The organism is Amycolatopsis sp. NPDC114505 (assembly GCF_055633615.1).
Genome location: NZ_JBVKDV010000004.1, coordinates 220,018 through 237,624 on the forward strand (window position 1 = coordinate 220,018; position 17,607 = coordinate 237,624).

The following is a 17,607-nucleotide window of genomic DNA, read 5'->3' on the forward strand; positions in this document are numbered from 1 at the left end:
CCGGGATGCGCAAGATCAACCAGCGGGCGGTGCTCGACCTGCTGCGCCGCAGCGGACCGGCGACCCGGCCGCAGGTGGCGAAGGACACCGGGCTGTCGAAGCCGACGGTGAGCCAGGCGCTGCTGGCGCTGGAGGCCGCCGGGCTGGCGCGCCCGACCGGGCACACCTCGACCGGCACCGGGCGCTCGGCCGTGCTGTACGAGGCCGACCCGACCGCGGGGTACGTGCTAGGTGTCGACATCGGGCGCGAGCACATCCGGGTCGCGGTGTCGGACCTCGGCCGCACGATCGTCGCGCGCCGCGACGAGCGCAACACGGCGCGTTCCGGCGCCGCGCTGGTCACGGCGGTCGGGAAGATCGCGGCTTCGGCCGTCGCGGAGGCCCGGTTGTCGCAGGCCGACATCGTTGTCCGCGTGGTCGGCTCCCCCGGCGTCGCCGACCCGGAGAAGCGCTGCTTCCGGCACGCGCCGAACCTGCCGGGCTGGGGCCGGGCCGGGCTGATCGACGACCTCGAGGCCGCGCTGGGCCCGGACCTGATGGTGGAGAACGACGCGAACCTGACGGCGGTCGGCGAGGGCGAGAGCGGCGCCGCGCGCGGGGCGTCGGTGTTCGGCTGCATCACGATCGGCACGGGCGTCGGCATGGGCATGATGGTCGACGGCCGCGTGTTCCGCGGCGCGACGGGCGCGGCGGGCGAGATCGGCTACCTGCCGTACGGCCGCACGCGCTCGTCCTTGGAGGACGGCGCCCCACCGGCCCGCGGCCACCTCGAAGAGGCGACGGCGGCCCAGTCGGTCGTCCGCGGCGCGCGCGAACTCGGCCTGGGCACGGCGAAGTCGGCCCGCGAGGTGTTCCGCTTGGCCCGCGAAGGCGACGAACTGGCCCGCCGCGCGCTCGAAGCGGAAGCGGACCGGCTGGCGTACACGGTCGCGTCGGTGGCGGCGGTGATCGACCCGGAGCTGATCGTCCTGGGCGGCGGCATGGGCACGGCCGCCGACCTGTTGCTGGAGCCCTTGGACCGCGCACTGCGGGCGTTCACGCCGTTGGTGCCGAAGGTGGTCCAGGGCGAACTGGGCGAGGACGCGGTGCTGGCGGGGGCGATCAGCGTCGGGCTGCGGGCGGCTCAGGGCCTGGTCTTCGACCGCCGCGTGGGTGCCGCTTAGTGGACTCCCCCGGGCGCGAGATCCGGCTGCCGCTCGACGAAGCCGTCGAGGTGCTCTGCGACCTGAACGAGTTCGTGGTCTCGTTGGACCGCATCGGCTCCCGGCAAGCCGGCGGTGTCGCCGACGACGCGACGGCGGGCCGGTTCGTCGCCGAGTGGGACCTCGCCCGGCGACTGGCCTGCGCCCGGCGTGTCCTCTCGATAGCCCTCGACGAACAGCTGACCGCCGCCGAGAACGCGCGGATCGACGAGCGGTGCGCGCGAGGGCGGTTCTTCGGCGACTCCGCCTGAGCCGGCGCCGCTAGGCCGCGCGCCAGGCTTCGCCGCCGGTCGAGACTCGCCACGGGGTCAGCTTCAGGACCGTGATCTTCGGGTCGCGGAAGTCCTCGCCGCCCAGGATCTTCGGGTCGTAACCCAGTGGCTCCGGGGCCGACGCGAACAGGTCCCACAGGTACCTGCGCGTCTCCTCGTCGTCGGCGAACTCCGCGCGGCACTCCGCCACCGCCACCTCGTGCCGCGGATCCCAGTACGAGCACGACACGTACGGCGAGGCCGTCAGGTGGGCCACCTTCAGCGGCGTCGGCCGGGTGAACAGCCACCCCGTCAGCCCGTCCGGCCCCCGCTGCCAGATCGGGTGGACCACCCGCGACCGCGGCCGGCCCCGTCGGTCCACGGTCACCAGGGTGCACCACACGATCCGGTGCGCCACGCCCACGAACGCTCCGGCCAGTTCGGCCGGCACTCTGCTAGATTTCACAACCATGGTTGTGCATTCTAGGCCGGACACCCTCGATCTGTCACTCACCGCCCTCTTCGCGGGCTGGGCGATGACCGACGAGGTCCAGCGGCGGCTCGCCGGACAGGACTTCGGCGACCTGCGCTTCAACGACGGCGTCGTGATCCAGCACGTCCTCGCCGCGCCGCTGTCGATCACCGCGCTGGCCGAGCGGATGGGCGTGACGCAGCAGGCCGCGTCGAAAGCCGTCGCCGACCTCGAACGCCGCGGACTCCTGAGCCGCGAACCCGACCCCGACGACGCGCGCAGCAAGCTGCTGCACCTGACGGACCACGCACGGGAAGCCGTCGAAGCGACCCGGAACCTAAGGAGGGAACTTCAGGAGGAACTCGAGGCTGAGTTCGGCGCGGCCCGCGTCGAGGACGCGAGAACGTTGCTGGCGGCGGTCATCGGCCGCTTCGGCGGCGGCGACGCGATTCGCGCGCGAAGGGTCCGGCCGCCGAGGTGATTACCTCCCGCGTAATCGACCGCGAAGCCCCGGCGCCCGACGATGGGACCCATGAGCGAAACGAACCGCATGATCGTCGTCGACTGCCTGGAAAACCTGTTCGTGCACAAGGACTTCGACGCCGCGAAGGCCGCGCTGCACCCCGACTTCGTCACCCACAGCCCCGGCCTGCCGAACGGCCGCGACGCGTTCGCCGACGCCGTCAAGAACTCGCCGCTCGCCGGCGCGACCGCCGAGATCAAGCACATCGCCGCCGAGAACGACCTCGTCATGGTGCACCTGCACGTGGCCGGGACCGCCATCGTCGACATCCTGCGCGTCGAGGACGGCCTGCTCGTCGAGCACTGGGACGTCAAGCAGCCCGGGTGATCACGCAGGTTCCCGACGCCGTCGCCAGCAGCTTGCCTTCGGCGTCGCGGATCTCCCCTTCGGCGAACGCGATCCGCGAACCCTCCTTCACGACGCGGCCGGTCGCGCGGATCTCGCCGCGGCCCGCGTGGATGGCGCGCAGGTAGCTCACCTTCAGCTCCACCGACGAGTAGCCGACGCCGGCCGGCAGCGTCGTGTGCACCGCGCAGCCGACCACCGAGTCGAGCATCGTGGCCGCGACCCCGCCGTGGACCATCCCGATCGGGTTGTACAGCGACTCGTCGGGCTCGATGACGGCGACGACCTCGCCGTGGCCGATCCGTTCCCAGGTCATCCCGAAGTGCGCGGCGATCGGCGGCCCCGGGATGCGCCCCTCGGCGATCGCGGTCAGGTACTCGAACCCGGTCATCGTGGCGCCGAGCCGGGCGGTCGGCAGCGGGTCCTGCCAGGTGATGGTCTTCGAGCGGGTCTGCGCCCCGGCGGCCACGTCGGTCATCTCGGCTCCTCGATTATGACAACTGTCTTAATCGCAGCCTCGCCCGCGCACCCGCCGGCGTCAAGCGGGGCGTGACCCAGGCCACCGGTGGTCGGCCCCCGGCCCGGGTGGAATCATCCGGGAGTGGACAACGACGCCGGCCGCAAGCTCATCGACCCCGAACGGGTGGCCGCCGCGGTCGACGGGCTGGGCGACCGCGCCGTCATCGACGAGTGGGCCCAGCGCTTCTCCGTGGTCGCCGACCCGTCGCGGCTGGCTCTGCTGGTGTCGATCCACTACGCCCGCGAAATCAGCGTCACCGACCTCGCCGCCGTCACCGGCATGACGGACACCGCGGTTTCCCAGGCCCTGCGGCTCTTGCGCGCCCACGGACTGGTCACCACCCAGCGCACCGGGCGCGTCGTGCGCTACCGGCTCGCGGACGCCACCGTGCACGAGCTGATCCACCGGGTACGGCCGCACCCGGAACAGCCCGTGACCGACGAGGACCGGTAGCGTGCGAGCATGACGGGATTGCCCGAGACCATCACCGCCTGCCTGTTCGACCTCGACGGAGTTCTTACCGGTACGGCCGTTCTCCACAGCCAAGCCTGGAAACGGACTTTCGACGAGTTTCTTCGCGCCCGCGACGGCGAAGGCTTCCGCGAGTTCACCGACCAGGACTACGCGACCTATGTGGACGGCCGCCCCCGCGCCGACGGGGTCCGTGAATTCCTGCGCTCGCGCGGGATCGAACTGCCCGAAGGCACCCCCGACGACCCCCCGGACGCCGCCACCGTCAACGGCGTCGGCAACCGCAAGAACGAGCTCGTCCTGAAGATCATCGACGAAAACGGGGTGAACACCTACCCCGGCTCGGTCCGCTACCTCGAAGCCGTGAAAGCCGCCGGCCTGCGGATCGCCGTCGTGACGTCGTCGGCGAACGGCAAGAAGGTGCTCGACGCCGGCGACCTGAGCAAGTACGTCGAAGCCCGCGTCGACGGCCTGACCATCCGCGAGCGGAACCTCAAGGGCAAGCCCGCGCCGGACTCGTTCCTGGCCGGTGCCGCCGAACTCGGCGTCGAACCCGCCCACGCGGCCGTGTTCGAGGACGCCCAGTCCGGTGTCCAGGCCGGGAAGGCCGGCGGCTTCGGCTACGTCGTGGGCGTGAACCGCGCGAACCAGGCCGACGCGCTGAAGGCGCACGGCGCCGACATCGTCGTCGACGACCTCGCCGACCTGCTGGAGGATTGATGACCGAGGAAGAACCCCGCGGCTACGAATGCGCGGCGTGGGAGCTGCGCTGGCGCGGGATGGACGTCGACGCCCTGCAGCGCACCGAGTCGGCGTTCGCAGTGTCGAACGGCCACATCGGGCTGCGCGGCACACTCGAGGAAGCCGAGCCGCGCGGCCTGCCCGGCACCTACCTCAACGGCTTCTACGAACAGCACGAGCTGCCGTACGCCGAAGCGGGTTACGGCTACCCCGAAGAGGGCCAGACCGTCGTCAACGTGACCGACGGCAAGATCATCCGGCTGCTGGTCGAGGACGAGCCCCTCGACATGCGCTACGGCGCCGCGACCAAGCACGACCGGGTGCTCGACTTCCGCAAGGGCACGCTCTGCCGCAGCACCGAATGGTCGTCGCCGACCGGGCGGCGGGTCCGGGTGCGCACCGAACGGCTGGTTTCGTTCACCCAGCGCGCGATCGCCGCCATCCGGTACGAGGTCGAGCCGCTCGACGAGGACCTGCAGCTGGTCGTCCAGTCCGACCTGCTGGCCAACGAACCGATCGAGTCCGACACCAGCGACCCGCGGGTGGCCGCCGCGCTGAACTCGCCGCTGGTCGGCGAGTTCCACCGCGCGACCGACTACAACGCCGTGCTGGTGCACCAGACCCGCCGGTCCGGGCTGCGGATGGCCGCGGCGATGGACCACAAGATCGAGGTGGACGACGGGATCCGCGCCCGCATCCACTCCGAGGAGGACCTCGCGCGGCTCACCGTCGCGGTCGACGTGCCGAAGGGCGGGCGGCTGCGCATCACCAAGTTCCTCGCCTACGGCTGGTCCGCGCAGCGCTCGGTGCCCGCGCTGCGGTCCCAGGTCGAAGCCGCGCTGGCGGGCGCGCGCCAGACCGGCTGGAAGGGCCTGGTCACCGAGCAGCGCCAGTTCCTCGACGACTTCTGGGCCACTTCGGACATCGAGATCGAGGGCGATCCCGAGCTGCAGCAAGCCGTCCGCTTCGCGCTGTTCCACCTCCTGCAGGCCGGTGCCCGCGGGGAAAGCCGCGCGATCGCCGGCAAGGGGCTGACCGGCCCGGGCTACGACGGGCACGCCTTCTGGGACACCGAGTCGTTCGTCCTGCCGGTGCTGACCTACACGATGCCGGACGCCGCGCGCGACGCCCTGCGCTGGCGGCACTCCACAATGGACAAGGCGCGGGACCGCGCGCACCAGCTGGGGTTGCGCGGCGCGGCGTTCCCGTGGCGGTCGATCAACGGCGCCGAGTGCTCGGCCTACTGGCCGGCGGGCACCGGCGCGTTCCACGTCAGCGCGGACATCGCCGACGCCGTGCTGCGGTACCTGAACGCGACCGGCGACGAGGAGTTCGAACGCGACTACGGCGCCGAGCTGCTGCTGGAAACCGCGCGGCTGTGGGCGTCGCTGGGCCACCACGACCGGCACGGCGCGTTCCGCATCGACGGCGTCACCGGGCCCGACGAGTACTCGGCCGTGGCGGACAACAACGTCTACACGAACCTGATGGCGCGCCGGAACCTGCTGGCCGCCGCGGATTCGTGCGAGCGGCACCCGGACGTGGCGGCGCGCTTCGGCGTCGACACGGTCGAGCTGGACACGTGGCGCGCGGCCGCCGCGGCCATGTACCTGCCCTACGACACGGAACTCGGCGTGCACCCGCAGTCGGAGGGCTTCCTCGACCACGACGAGTGGGACTACGAGCACACGGACATGGCGCAGTACCCGCTGCTGCTGCACTTCCCGTACTTCGACCTGTACCGCAAGCAGGTCGTGAAGCAGGCGGACCTGGTGCTGGCGCTGTACGTGTGCGGCGACTCGTTCAGCCCGGAGGAGAAGGCCCGCAACTTCGCCTACTACGAGGCGAGGACCGTGCGCGACTCGTCGCTCTCGGCGGGGACGCAGTCGGTGGTCGCGGCCGAGGTCGGGCACCTCGAGCTGGCTTACGACTACCTCGCCGAAGCCGCGCTGACCGACCTGCACGACGTGCACAACAACGTCCGCAACGGCCTGCACATGGCGTCGCTGGCCGGGGCTTGGCAAGGCGCCGTGGCCGGCTTCGGCGGGCTGCGCGACCACGGCGGGACGCTGGCGTTCGCGCCGCGGCTGCCGCCGCAGCTGGACCGGATCACCTTCCGGCTGATGTTCCGCGGCACCCGGTTCCAGGTCGAGATCGACCGTGACCAGGCGACCTACCACGTGCTGGACGGCGACCCGATCGACGTGCTGCACCACGGCGAACGCGTCACGGTCGCCGTCGAGCCGCAGCGGTTCGCGATCCCGAAGATCGACGCGGGCGACCCGCCGAGCCAGCCCCCGGGCCGCGCTCCCATGCGGCGCGACTCGGAGAAGGTCCGTCAGTACGCGGATCCGACCAACCCGGTCACCCTGGAAGGTCGCTGACGACGTCCCGTCCGGGTGGGGCCGGAACCTCTTCGGTCCCACCCGGGTTGACGTCCGGGTCGGGCGCGGTGGGCACGTCGTGGGTCAGCTGGCCGGGGGTCGGCAGCTTCGGGAGCTCGTCGTCTTCGTCGTCACGGGCGTGGATGCGCTGCTGCTCGCTCATGCTTTCCGGGATACCCGGTTTTCCCGGCCACGGCCAGGGGTCAGGCCGCGGCGACCTTGTTCGCCTTCTCCCGGCCGGCCTTCTCCCGCGCTTTGTCCTGCAGGGTCAGCAGCAGGCCGTCGCGGGTCGACCAGGGGCAGATCGCGACCTTGCCACCCGCGACCGTCAGCAGCGCTTCCGCCACGATCGCGCCCGCCAGCGCCTGGTGGGCGCGGCTGCGGGAGATGCCCGGCAGCTTCGCGCGCTTCGACGGCGGCAGTGCGGCGAGCCGCGGGATCCAGGCCCGCAGGTCGTCGAGGAGCAGTTCCTTGCACTTGTTCGGGCGGGCACCCGAAAGCCGCGCGAGCTGCTGCAGCACCTTGGAACACCCGATGACGCGCGGGTCGTCGACGTCCGCGGCGCCCAGCGTGGTGGTCACGACGTCGAGCGCGTGCGCGCGCAACGCCTTGACCTGCTTGGTCGACACGCGCTCGCCCGGCAGCCAGTCGCGGGTCATCGACCGCGCGCCCAGCGGCAGCGACCGCGCGAACGTCGCCTGGTCACCGCGGCCCGCGGCCAGCTCGACCGTGCCCCCGCCGATGTCGAGCACCAGCAGCGGCCCGGCCTCCGCGCCGTACCAGCGGCGAGCGGCGACGTAGGTCAGCTCGGCTTCGCGGCGGCCGGAGAGGAACCGCAGCTCGACGCCGGTCTCGCCGGCGACGTGCCGGACGACGTCGGCGGCGTTGGCGGCGTCGCGGATCGACGACGTCGCGAGCGGGTAGACGTGGCTCACGCCGTGGCGGTAGGCGGCGCTCATCCCCGCGGCGACGGCGGCCGTGACGGCGGTGATGCCGCGGGCGGAGAGGCGGCCGCGGTCGTCGAGCTCGCGGTCGAGGCGCAGCCGAGTCTGGTGGTTCAGCACCGGCTCGCGCGGCGATCCGTCGACCGGGACGACCACCAGGCGGGCGCTGAACGATCCGACGTCCAGTACGCCCACGGCGGGCTCTTCGATTTTTCGCACGGCTCGGCGCACCTCACTTCCGGACGGGTGGATATCCCCAGTTCGACAGGTTGAAACACGCAATACTGCCCGAAATCGCCGCGGTTCGCCGGGAATTGTCGGATTTACCTCCTCCGAAGGTGCTTTGTTGATGCGTAGGTCACAGTGAGGTAATCCGATCGAGTGAACCGGAGCACTCCTGGACACGATTCGGTAACGCCCCCTCCCCGCGTCCCGACTCACCGGTGTGCGGCAGGGGAACGAGAGCGAGCGGCATTCGACGCTCATCCGGCCGGCCGCCGCCGTGCTCGCGGTGGTGGCCGGGCTCGGCTGTGTCCTGCTCGGCGTCACCACGGTGCTCACCCCGGGCGCTCCCGGGGTCGCCGCGGACCGGCCGGTGACCGTCGGCGCCGGTGTCCTGCCGGCCGCCCTGGCGATCCCCGACCTGGGCCTCGCGCTGAACCACCTGGTCGACCTCGGGCACATCGGCGGCCGCCGGGAGCAGCCCGGCACGGCGCTGGGCGTCGGCTGGTTCACCGACAGCCCTGCCCCGGGCGCGCCGGGCGTCGCCGTGCTGTCCGGGCACGCCGGCTTCGGGTACTCCAGCGGCGCGTTCGCCCGCCTCGACGCGCTGCTGCCGGGCGCCGCCGTCGTCGTGCGCGACGACGAGGGCCGCGAGGCCCGCTTCCAGGTCCGCCGGACCGCGACGTTCCCCGCGGACGAGCCGGACAGCACGCTCGTCGCCCCGGACGGCCCCGGCCCGGAGCTGCGCCTGATCACCAGCGACGGGACCCACGACCTCGCCGGGATCGACTCGCCGCGGATCGCCGTCTACGCGGTCCCGGTCTGAGCGCTCAGCCGAGCAGCTCCTTCAGCTGGGCCACCGCCGACACCCGCGCCTCGCGGCCGGGCAGCATCGGGTTGACGACCAGCGTCGTCGCACCGGCTTCCCTGAAGGCCGCCAGCCGCTCCTTGACGTACCCGGCCGGGCCGACCAGCGAGATCGAGCGCAGCAGCTCGAGCGGCACGGCCGCCGCGGCTTCGTCCTTCTTGCCGTCGAGGTAGAGGTCCTGGATCAGCTTCGCCTCGGCCTCGTAGCCGTAGCGGCGGGCGAGGTCGTTGTAGAAGTTCTTGCCGCGCGCGCCCATCCCGCCGACGTAGAGGGCCACGAGCGGCCGCAGGTGGTCGAGCAGCGGCTCGACGTCGTCGCCGATCGCCAGCGCGGCACTGACGAACGTGTCCAGCTCGCCGAGCGCCGGGTCGCGCTTGGCCTTGCCCGCGGCCAGGGACTCGCCCCAGACGTCGGCGGCCTTCTCCGGGTGGAAGAAGATCGGCTGCCAGCCCTCGGCGATCTCGGCGGTGAGCGCGACGTTCTTCGGCCCGAGCGAGGCCAGCAGCACCGGGATGCGCTCGCGGACCGGGTGGTTGATCAGCTTCAGCGGCTTGCCGAGGCCGGTGCCCTGCTCCGGCGGCAGCGGGATCGTGTAGTGCTTGCCGTCGTGGACGACGCGCTCGCGGCGCCACACCTGGCGGCAGATCTCGACGATCTCGCGGGTGCGGGCCAGCGGCGCGTCGTACTTCACGCCGTGGAATCCCTCGATGACCTGCGGGCCGGAGGCGCCGAGCCCGAGGATGAACCGCCCGTCGGAGACGAAGTCGAGCCCGGCCGCGGTCATCGCGGTGAGGGTCGGGGTGCGGGTGTAGATCTGGAAGATGCCGGACGCGAGCTGGACGCGTTCGGTCTTCGCCGCCAGGTAGCCGAGCTGGCTGACGGCGTCGAAGGAGTAGGCCTCGGGCACGAAGGCGACGTCGAGCCCCACCTTCTCGAGTTCGACGATGTCGGCGACGCTTTCGGCGAAGCCTCCGGCGTAGTTGATCCCGGTCCCGATCCGCATGGCCACCTCCGTTGCTGAGCAAGCGCTTAGTCGCGGATCCTAACGGGACCGGCCGGGCCGCGCGCCGGCGATGTGCCCGCCGCCACTCAGCGGCCGGTGAGCGTGCGGACCACCAGCTCCGCCGAAGCCCCGGCCCCGAGCGTCGTGCCGGCGTAGCGGACGTCGGCGGCGAGCGTGCCGGCCGGCGGCTCGTCCCGGACCGTCAGCCACACCGTGACCATCAGCAGCCAGCGGACGACCAGGTAGACGAACAGCAGCACGCCGACGAGCGTGCCGAAGGCCGCGACCGCGGGCGAGCGGCCCAGGAGGTGCAGGTACAGCCCGCCGGCCTGCTGGAGCGCGGCGAGCCCGACGGCGGCGGCCCCGGCCGGGCGCAGCGTCGAGCGCAGCGCCAGCGGCCGGCGCGGCAGGCGGGCCAGGCACCACGCGATGACCAGCCAGTTCGCGGCGAGGCCGAGCAGCAGCGAGCCCGCGACGAGGACGAAGTGCGCGAACCCTCCGGTCAGCCCGGTCAGGTCCAGGAGCCGGCTGCCGGCCGCGCCGGTGAGCGCCGCCAGCCCGAAGGACACGGCCATCGCGAGCCCCACCCCGGCCAGCACGACGACGTCGGCGGCGATGCCGCGCAGCAGCGGCCGCGGGGTGCGCTCCTGGCCGAGCATCGACGTGACGGCGTCGCGGACGTTGCTGATCCAGCTCCAGCCGGAGTACGCGGCGACGCCGAGCGCGAGCAGCCCGATCCGGCCGCGTTCCCCCACGACGGTGTGCACGACACCGGTGACCTGCCCGCCGATCTCGGGCGGCAGCGAGCCGTCGATGACCCTGTCGAGCTCGGTCGCGAGCAACCGGTCACCGGCCAGCACGAACCCGGCCACCGAGACGGCGACCATGACCAGCGGGACCAGCGCGAGCAGGCTGAAGAAGGTGACCGCGGCCGCGTAGTGGTCACCGTCGCGTTCCCGGTATCGGGCCAGCGTCGACCCGGCCCGCCGGACCCCCTTGCCCACGACGGTTTTCCCCGCTCCACGTCCCACCGGCCGACCCTCTCATCCGCGTGCGTCTCCCGCAGTCCGACACCGCGGCGGGGAAAACGTCACGCGATCACGGCCGGATCTCGCGCGTTTGTTTCCTGTCGACATCAATCCCGTGGGTGCGGATTCCCGAATTCGGGGACCACCGTGCCCCGGACGTCGCCGAAACCGATGCGGGTGCCGGCCGGGCCGGGGGCCGTCGCGCTGATCACGACCTCGTCGCCGTCCTCCAGGAACGTCCGCTGCTGCCCGCCGGGGAGGTCGAGGGGTTCGCGACCGCCCCAGGACAGCTCCAAGAGCGAGCCGCGCTGGTCGCGGTCCGGGCCGGTCACCGTGCCCGAGGCGAACAGGTCGCCGGTGCGCAGGCTGGCGCCGTTGACCGTCAGGTGCGCAAGCTGCTGCGGCGCGGTCCAGTACTGCGTCGCGAACGGCGGGCTCGACACCAGATGGCCGTTGAGCCGGACCTCGAGCGCCAGGTCGAGGCCCCAGTTCTGGTCGGTGCGCAGGTAGTCGAACGGTTCCGGGTCCTGCGGCGGGCCCGCGACCCGCGCGTGCTCCAGCGCGTCCAGCGGGACGATCCACGGCGACACCGACGTCGCGAACGACTTGCCGAGGAACGGGCCCAGCGGCTGGGACTCCCAGGCCTGGATGTCGCGCGCGGACCAGTCGTTGACCAGGCAGACGCCGAAGACGTGGTCCGCGAAGTCCTCAGTGGACACCCGGGTGCCCGGAGTGGACGGGACGCCGACGACGAACCCCACCTCCGCCTCGATGTCCAGCCGTTGCGAGGGGCCGAACGAAGGATCGTCGGCGTTGCGCGGTTTGCGCTGCCCGTGCGGGCGGACGACCGGCGTGCCCGACGCGACGACCGTGCCCGCCCGGCCGTGGTAGCCGATCGGCAGGTGCTTCCAGTTCGGCGGCAGCTCGGCGGCGTCGGGCCGGAAGATCCGGCCGGCGTTGAGGGCGTGCTGCTCGCTGGAGTAGAAGTCGACGTAGTCGGCGACCTCGAAGGCCAGGTGCGTGGTCACCTCGGCCAGGGGCACGAGGTGCGGGCGCAGCTGGTCGGCGTAGCGGGGTTCGGTCAGCCAGGTCAGGACGCTCTCGCGGACCTCCCGCCAGGTGTCCGGCCCGGCGGCCAGCAGCGGGTTGAGAACGCCACCGGTGAGCAGCGGCGCGAAGGCCGCCGCGGTCTCGGCGGCCGCGGCGGTCAGGTCGAGGACGTGCGCACCGACGGGAACGCCGACCCGCCGCTCGGGCGCACCGCCGACCGAGAACACGCCGTAGGGCAGGTTGTCCAGGCCGAACGGCGTGTCGTCGGGGAGGTCGAGCCAGGTCACGTCTGCTCCTCAGGATCGATGGTGCGGGTTCCGCGGCCGGTGCGGAGGTCGAGCCCCCGCCGGCCCGGCGGCGCATGGCCGCCGGGCCGTTCGAGGCGTGATCGGAACGCCGGCACGCGTGATTGCGGAGTCGACACGCGTGATTGCCGGGTCGACACGTGATCGCCGAGCCAGCACGCGTGATTGCCGGGTCGACACGGGTTCCGCCCGGCGTTATTCCTCGCCTCCGCTCGAGCGGGCCGCGACCCAGGTGGCCACCACGTCCGCCAGGACCGGGAGCGGGAGGGTTCCGCTGCCCAGCACCGTGTCGTGGAACTCGCGGATGTCGAACCGCCCGCCCAGCTCTCGCTCGGCGTCGGCGCGCAGGCGCTCGATCTCCAGGCGGCCCACCATGTAGCCGAGTGCCTGGCCGGGGTGGCCCGCGTAGCGGTCGATCTCCGCCTCGATCTCGAGCTGGGCCATCGGCGTGTTCTCGACCAGGAAGTCGACCGCCCGCTGGCGGCTCCAGCCCAGCGCGTGCAATCCCGTGTCGACGACCAGCCGCGCCGCGCGCATCGAATCCTGCGTCAGCAGGCCGAAGCGGGACACGTCGTCCGAATACAGCCCCATCTCGTCGGCGAGCCGTTCCGCGTACAGGCCCCAGCCTTCGGCGTAGGCGTTGAAGATCGCGATCCGCCGCAGCAGCGGGACTCCGGTGAGCTGCTGCGCGAGCGTCAGCTGGAAGTGGTGCCCCGGCACGGCTTCGTGGAACGCGACCGACTCGCCCAGCGTCCGCTGCCGCTGGTCCGCCTCGTGCGTGTTGGCGTAGTACGTGCCCGGCCGCGAACCGTCGAGCGACGCGTCGATGTAGTACGCGATCGAGCCGCTTTCGGCCTCGGCGGCGGGCACCGGGGCGACCTCGCACTTCTGCTCCGGGATGCGTGAGAACCACTGCGGCGCCACGGCTTCCGCCCGTGCGATCGTCCGGCGGGCGGTATCCAGCAGCTCCTCGCCGTCACGCCAGCGCAGCGCCGGGTCCGTGCGGATCCGCTCGAAGATCTGCGCGAGCTCGGTCGTGCCGAACACCTTCTCGCCCAGCTCGCGGTACTCCCCCGCCAGCCGCTCGATGATGGCCAGCCCGGTGTCGTGCAGGTCCTGGGCCGTGCGCTCGGTCGTCGTCTCCGCGCGGATCAGCGCCGCGTAGCGCGCCGGCCCGCCCGGCAGGTCGCCGATGCCCGGCGACGTCTCCGGCCGCGAAACCGGGACGACCTCGTCGGCCAGGAAGTCGCGGTAACGCGCGTACGCCGGCCGCACGACCTCGTCCAGCAGCCGATCGCGCTCGGCCTCCAGCCCGTGGACCGGCACCCTCAGCGGGTCGGCCTCCGGGGCCGCGAGGTAGCGCTCGACGTACCCGACGCCGATGCGCGCCAGGAACTCCGGCGGCGTGAGGCCCTGCGCGAGCACGGCCCGCTGCCGCTCGATCAGCTGGTCCAGGTACGTGCCGATCGCCGCGAGCCGGCTCAGGTAGCCGCGGGCCTTGGCCTCGTCGTCGAGCACCGTCTGCGGCAGCATCATCAGCAGTTCCAGCGCCGGCGCCGCGAGCCCGTCGCTCACCGCGATGTCGGCGCGGCCGGAGTCGAGCACGTCGATCGTCGTGCGCGCCTGCCAGATCACGACGTCCCGCGTGACGCGTTCGGCCGGAGGCAGCGGGCCGAGCGCTTCGGCCCGTCTGATCAAGCCGGCGAACGCGGCGCGCTGCCGGGCACCCGCCTCGGCGGACTGGTCGGCGAGCTTGTCGTGCGCGCCGGGAAGGCCGTAGAGCGACGGCAGCAGCGGCTGCGCCTCGAACATCAGCTCCAGGCACTCGTCCGCGAGCGAGTCCGGGGTGTCGATCCGGCTCGCGACCCAGTCGGTGACGACCTTCGCCAGCGCCGGCAGCGGCAGCATCCCGTGGCCCAGCACGACTTCGTGGAAGTCGCGGATGTCGAACCCGTCGCCGAGCGCCGCCTCAGCCTCGGCGCGCAGCCGCTGGATCTCCAGCCGCCCCACCATGTACCCGAGGGCCTGGGCGGGCCAGCCGGCGTACCGGTCGATCTCCGCCTCGATCTCCATCCGCGCCATCGGCGTGTGGTCGACGAGGAAGTCGATCGCCTGCTGCCGGCTCCAGCCGAGGGCGTGCATCCCGGTGTCGACGACGAGCCGGCCGGCCCGCATCGAGTCCTGCGTCAGCATGCCCAGCCGCGCGACGTCGTCGGAGTACAGGCCCATCTCGTCGGCCAGCCGCTCGGCGTAGAGCCCCCAGCCCTCGGCGTAGGCGTTGAACATGCCGATCCGCCGCAGCAGCGGCAGGTCACGCAGCTCCTGGGCGAGGCTGAGCTGGAAGTGGTGGCCCGGCACGGCTTCGTGGAACGCGATCGCCTCGCTGGTGAACCGCGGGCGTTTGTCGGCTTCGTGGGTATTGGCGTAGTAGGTGCCCGGCCGCGAACCGTCGAGCGAGGGCTGCAGGTAGTACGCGATCGTGCCGCTCGCCGCGTCGGCCTCGGGCACCGGCGCGACCTCGCACTTCTCCGCCGGGATGCGCGAGAACCACTGCGGCGCCACCGCTTCGGCGCGGGCGATGGCGTCCCGGGCCGCGGACAGCAGCTCCTCGCCGTCGCGCCAGCGCAGCGCCGGATCGGTGCGCAGGCGCTCGAAGATCTCGGCGAGATCGGTGGTGCCGAACACCTTCTGCCCCAGCTCGCGGTACTCCGCCGAGAGCTGCTCGATGATCGCGAGCCCGGTGTCGTGCAGGTCCTGGGCCGTGCGCTCGGTCGTCGTCTCCGCGCGGATCAGCGCGGCGTACCGCTGCGCGCCGCCGGGCACGTGGCCGATCCCGGGCGCGGTGTCGGGCCGGCCGACCGGCTCGACCTCGGTGCGCAGGAAGTCGCGGTAGCGGGCGTAAGCGGGGCGGACGACTTCGGCGAGCAGCCGGTCGCGCTCGGATTCGAAGCCCTCGAGGGCCGCCGTCGTGCCGACCTTGAGCGGGTCGCTGTCCGGCGCGGCGAGGTAGCGGTCGACGTACTCGACGCCCACGCGCGCGAGGTAGGCCGGCGGCACGAGCCCGTCGGCCAGGCTCTCGCGCTGCCGCTCGGTCAGCGCCTCGAGGAACGCGGGGATCGCGCCGAGCCGGGCCAGGTAACCGCGGGCCTTCTTCTCATCGTCGAGCTTGTAGTACGGCAGGTACAGCAGCAGCCCCAGCGCGGGCGCGGTCAGCCCGTCGCTGACCGCGATGTCGGCGCTGCGGGCCGCGAGCCGGTCGGCCTCGACCTCGGCGGAGGCGACGATGACCTCGCGCGTCACGGCTTCTTCCGCGCTCAGGCTGTCACCGGGCAGCGCCCGGGCCCGGGCGGCCAGGTCGCGGTAGGCGGCGAGGAACCGTTCCTGCGCGGCCCGGCTCGGGTCGGCGAGCCGGTCGTGGTCGCCGGGCAGGCCGAAGACCGACGGGTACAGCGGCTCGTGCTCGAAGGTCAGCTCGACGAGCTCGCCGGCCAGGCCGTTGGCCGTGTCACCGTGCGCGGCCACCCAGTCGTCGACGGCGGAAGCGAGCGCCGAGAGCGGCAGCGCGCCCCCGGCGAGCACGAGGTCGTGGAACGCGCGGACGTCGAACCGGGACCCGAGCCGCTCCTCGGCGCCCGCGCGGATCCGCTGGATCTCCAGGCGCCCCACCATGTACGCGAGCGCCTGGCCCGGCCACGCGATGTAGCGGTCGATCTCGGCTTCGATCTCGACGCGGGCCATCGGCGTGTGCTCGGCCAGGTAGTCGACGGCCTGTTGCCGGCTCCAGCCCAGCGCGTGCATGCCCGTGTCGACGACCAGGCGGCCCGCGCGCATCGAGTCGGCGGTCAGCATGCCGAGCCGCGCGACGTCGTCGGAGTACAGCCCCATCTCCTCGGCGAGGCGCTCGCTGTAGAGGCCCCAGCCCTCGGTGTAGGCCGTGAAGCTGCCGATGCGGCGCAGCAGCGGCAAATCGGTCAAGCCGGTCGCGACGCTCAGCTGGAAGTGGTGCCCCGGCACGGCTTCGTGGAACGCGACCGACTCGGCCGAGTGCCGGAACCGTTCGGTGGCCTCGTGGGTGTTCGCGAAGTAGATGCCGGGCCGCGAGCCGTCGGCGGCCGGGCGCAGGTAGTACGCCGGGGGCGCGCCGGGCGCGGCCTCCTCCGGCACCGGCTCGACCAGGCAGGGCTGCGCCGGGACCGTGCCGAACCACTTCGGGGCTTCGGCGGTCGCGCGGGCGACGGCGGTGCGGGCGGTGTCCAGGAGCTCCTCGGCGCTGGTCCACCGCAGGGCCGGGTCGGTGCGCAGCCGCCGGAAGATCTCCGCCAGGTCGTCGGTGCCGAACACCTTCTGCCCCAGCTCGCGGTACTCGGCCGCCAGCGACGCGATGATGTCGAGCCCCGTGCGGTGCAGCTCCTCCGGGGTGCGGTCGGTGGTCGTGTGCACCTTCGCGAGCCGCGCGTACGTCTCTTCGCCGCCGGGCAGCCACTTCAGGCCGGCCTGCTCCGGGGGCCGGCCGTGCGGCCCGACCTCGGTGACGAGGAACTCGCGGTACTCGGCGAACGCGGGGCGGACGACGTCGGCCAGCAGCTCGTCGCGCCGGCGCCCGAACTCTTCGTCCGGCGCCGGCTGGCGGCGCAGCGGGTCCGCGTCCGGGTCGGCCAGGTAGCGGTCGAGGTGCGCGACCGCGGCCTCGACCAGGTGCGCCACCGGGACGCGCCCGGCGGCGATGCCCTCGGTGTGCCGCCGCGCGGCCTGGCGCAGGTACTCCGGGATCGCGGCCAGCCGCCCCAGCTGGGCCTCCGCGGCCTCGCCCGCCGTCACCGTCGTCATCGGCAGCGCCATGAGCAGCGACGCCGCGGGCGCGACCATGACGTCGGTGACCGTGAACTCGGCCATCCGGCTGTCGATCGACGCCATGCGGTCTTCGGCCGTCGCGATCAGCACCTCGCGGGTGACGCGGTCTTCGGCCGACAGCCCGCCGGCGTCCAGCGCGCGGGCACGCTCGGCGAACCCGGCGAGCCGGGCCCGGTGCGCCTGCTCGGCTTCGGCGGACTGGTCCGGCAGGCCGGGCTCGGCCGGGCGGATGCCCAGCAGCGCCGGCGTCAGCGGATCGGCGGCGAACAGCGCTTCGACGAACTCGTCGGCGAGTTCGGTGACCGCGGTCATGGCAGGACCCCCAGCTTCGGTGATGTGCTCCACGGCCGACCCTAACGGAGATCACCGACAGGAACGGTGTGCTGTTCGCCGGGGGCGGACCACCTCGGCGTGACCGCTCCGGCGA

Annotated in this window: 16 protein-coding genes; 8 read left to right on the forward strand and 8 right to left on the reverse strand. The window is 72.7% G+C overall.

The genetic code is table 11. The features are described 5' to 3' along the window. Window positions 1-5 precede the first annotated feature (5 nt). Together ACZ7OU_RS39245 and ACZ7OU_RS39250 are read left to right on the forward strand one after the other, a co-directional pair. On the forward strand, window positions 6-1,163 hold the full coding sequence (locus tag ACZ7OU_RS39245; protein WP_470246278.1) for an ROK family protein: 1,158 nt from the start codon (window positions 6-8) through the stop codon (window positions 1,161-1,163). Continuing rightward, the gene (locus ACZ7OU_RS39250; RefSeq protein ID WP_470259193.1) at window positions 1,163-1,453 is read left to right on the forward strand and encodes a hypothetical protein; all 291 of its coding nucleotides are present in this window, start codon (window positions 1,163-1,165) and stop codon (window positions 1,451-1,453) included. The genes ACZ7OU_RS39245 and ACZ7OU_RS39250 overlap by 1 nt, the downstream gene beginning before the upstream one ends. Before the next feature lie 10 nt (window positions 1,454-1,463). On the opposite strand, the gene ACZ7OU_RS39255 is transcribed toward ACZ7OU_RS39250, so the two are convergent. Beyond that, window positions 1,464-1,925 carry a pyridoxamine 5'-phosphate oxidase family protein gene (locus ACZ7OU_RS39255; RefSeq protein WP_470259194.1) on the reverse strand — a complete coding sequence of 154 codons (462 nt, stop codon included), beginning with the start codon at window positions 1,923-1,925 and terminating at the stop codon, window positions 1,464-1,466. Between ACZ7OU_RS39255 and ACZ7OU_RS39260 the strand changes: the two genes are divergently transcribed. Together ACZ7OU_RS39260 and ACZ7OU_RS39265 are read left to right on the forward strand one after the other, a co-directional pair. After that, entirely contained in the window at window positions 1,924-2,406 is a 483-nt protein-coding gene (locus ACZ7OU_RS39260) for a MarR family winged helix-turn-helix transcriptional regulator (RefSeq protein ID WP_470259195.1), read from the forward strand. The two genes, ACZ7OU_RS39255 and ACZ7OU_RS39260, sit on opposite strands and share 2 nt — an antisense overlap. Window positions 2,407-2,457: 51 nt before the next feature. Beyond that, complete coding sequence (locus ACZ7OU_RS39265; protein WP_470246274.1) at window positions 2,458-2,775, forward strand: nuclear transport factor 2 family protein; 318 nt, start codon at window positions 2,458-2,460, stop codon at window positions 2,773-2,775. On the opposite strand, the gene ACZ7OU_RS39270 is transcribed toward ACZ7OU_RS39265, so the two are convergent. Continuing rightward, complete coding sequence (locus tag ACZ7OU_RS39270; RefSeq protein ID WP_470246273.1) at window positions 2,759-3,271, reverse strand: PaaI family thioesterase; 513 nt, start codon at window positions 3,269-3,271, stop codon at window positions 2,759-2,761. The two genes, ACZ7OU_RS39265 and ACZ7OU_RS39270, sit on opposite strands and share 17 nt — an antisense overlap. Before the next feature lie 123 nt (window positions 3,272-3,394). On the opposite strand from ACZ7OU_RS39270, the gene ACZ7OU_RS39275 reads away from it, so the two are divergent. The 3 genes from ACZ7OU_RS39275 to ACZ7OU_RS39285 are packed head-to-tail and all read left to right on the forward strand — an operon-like array spanning window position 3,395 to window position 6,909. Next, window positions 3,395-3,766: an ArsR/SmtB family transcription factor gene (locus ACZ7OU_RS39275; protein WP_470246272.1), complete on the forward strand. Its 372-nt coding sequence runs from the start codon at window positions 3,395-3,397 to the stop codon at window positions 3,764-3,766. 9 nt (window positions 3,767-3,775) lie between these two features. Next, on the forward strand, window positions 3,776-4,504 hold the full coding sequence (locus ACZ7OU_RS39280; protein WP_470246271.1) for an HAD family hydrolase: 729 nt from the start codon (window positions 3,776-3,778) through the stop codon (window positions 4,502-4,504). Further along, a complete protein-coding gene (locus tag ACZ7OU_RS39285) occupies window positions 4,504-6,909 on the forward strand; it encodes a glycoside hydrolase family 65 protein (protein WP_470259196.1) in 2,406 nt (801 codons plus the stop codon). The genes ACZ7OU_RS39280 and ACZ7OU_RS39285 overlap by 1 nt, the downstream gene beginning before the upstream one ends. Here the strand turns inward: ACZ7OU_RS39285 and ACZ7OU_RS39290 are convergent. Further along, window positions 6,890-7,072, reverse strand: a complete 183-nt coding sequence (locus ACZ7OU_RS39290; RefSeq protein WP_470246269.1) for a hypothetical protein — start codon at window positions 7,070-7,072, stop codon at window positions 6,890-6,892. The two genes, ACZ7OU_RS39285 and ACZ7OU_RS39290, sit on opposite strands and share 20 nt — an antisense overlap. A 40-nt stretch (window positions 7,073-7,112) precedes the next feature. Next, the gene (locus ACZ7OU_RS39295) at window positions 7,113-8,072 is read right to left on the reverse strand and encodes a Ppx/GppA phosphatase family protein (protein ID WP_470259197.1); all 960 of its coding nucleotides are present in this window, start codon (window positions 8,070-8,072) and stop codon (window positions 7,113-7,115) included. Between the two features lie 226 nt (window positions 8,073-8,298). On the opposite strand from ACZ7OU_RS39295, the gene ACZ7OU_RS39300 reads away from it, so the two are divergent. Then, the gene (locus ACZ7OU_RS39300; protein ID WP_470246267.1) at window positions 8,299-8,901 is read left to right on the forward strand and encodes a class F sortase; all 603 of its coding nucleotides are present in this window, start codon (window positions 8,299-8,301) and stop codon (window positions 8,899-8,901) included. A 4-nt stretch (window positions 8,902-8,905) separates the two neighbouring features. On the opposite strand, the gene ACZ7OU_RS39305 is transcribed toward ACZ7OU_RS39300, so the two are convergent. The 4 genes from ACZ7OU_RS39305 to ACZ7OU_RS39320 all read right to left on the reverse strand — a co-directional run bounded on the left by ACZ7OU_RS39305 (window position 8,906) and on the right by ACZ7OU_RS39320 (window position 17,492). After that, entirely contained in the window at window positions 8,906-9,946 is a 1,041-nt protein-coding gene (locus ACZ7OU_RS39305; RefSeq protein ID WP_470246266.1) for an LLM class F420-dependent oxidoreductase, read from the reverse strand. Window positions 9,947-10,032: 86 nt separating this feature from the next. After that, on the reverse strand, window positions 10,033-10,950 hold the full coding sequence (locus ACZ7OU_RS39310) for a YhjD/YihY/BrkB family envelope integrity protein (RefSeq protein WP_470259198.1): 918 nt from the start codon (window positions 10,948-10,950) through the stop codon (window positions 10,033-10,035). 131 nt (window positions 10,951-11,081) lie between these two features. Continuing rightward, window positions 11,082-12,311, reverse strand: a complete 1,230-nt coding sequence (fahA, locus tag ACZ7OU_RS39315; RefSeq protein ID WP_470259199.1) for a fumarylacetoacetase — start codon at window positions 12,309-12,311, stop codon at window positions 11,082-11,084. A gap of 213 nt (window positions 12,312-12,524) precedes the next feature. Further along, the gene (locus ACZ7OU_RS39320; RefSeq protein ID WP_470259200.1) at window positions 12,525-17,492 is read right to left on the reverse strand and encodes a DUF885 domain-containing protein; all 4,968 of its coding nucleotides are present in this window, start codon (window positions 17,490-17,492) and stop codon (window positions 12,525-12,527) included. Window positions 17,493-17,607: the final 115 nt, after the last annotated feature.

Excerpts from the sequence above, each read along its gene's own strand:
- ACZ7OU_RS39245 (WP_470246278.1), top strand. The coding sequence starts at position 6 with ATGCGCAAGATCAACCAGCGGGCGGTGCTCGACCTGCTGCGCCGCAGC.
- ACZ7OU_RS39260 (WP_470259195.1), top strand. The coding sequence starts at position 1,924 with ATGGTTGTGCATTCTAGGCCGGACACCCTCGATCTGTCACTCACCGCC.
- ACZ7OU_RS39255 (WP_470259194.1), bottom strand. The coding sequence starts at position 1,925 with ATGGTTGTGAAATCTAGCAGAGTGCCGGCCGAACTGGCCGGAGCGTTC.
- ACZ7OU_RS39265 (WP_470246274.1), top strand. The coding sequence starts at position 2,458 with ATGAGCGAAACGAACCGCATGATCGTCGTCGACTGCCTGGAAAACCTG.
- ACZ7OU_RS39270 (WP_470246273.1), bottom strand. The coding sequence starts at position 3,271 with ATGACCGACGTGGCCGCCGGGGCGCAGACCCGCTCGAAGACCATCACC.
- ACZ7OU_RS39280 (WP_470246271.1), top strand. The coding sequence starts at position 3,776 with ATGACGGGATTGCCCGAGACCATCACCGCCTGCCTGTTCGACCTCGAC.
- ACZ7OU_RS39285 (WP_470259196.1), top strand. The coding sequence starts at position 4,504 with ATGACCGAGGAAGAACCCCGCGGCTACGAATGCGCGGCGTGGGAGCTG.
- ACZ7OU_RS39290 (WP_470246269.1), bottom strand. The coding sequence starts at position 7,072 with ATGAGCGAGCAGCAGCGCATCCACGCCCGTGACGACGAAGACGACGAG.
- ACZ7OU_RS39305 (WP_470246266.1), bottom strand. The coding sequence starts at position 9,946 with ATGCGGATCGGGACCGGGATCAACTACGCCGGAGGCTTCGCCGAAAGC.
- ACZ7OU_RS39320 (WP_470259200.1), bottom strand. The coding sequence starts at position 17,492 with ATGACCGCGGTCACCGAACTCGCCGACGAGTTCGTCGAAGCGCTGTTC.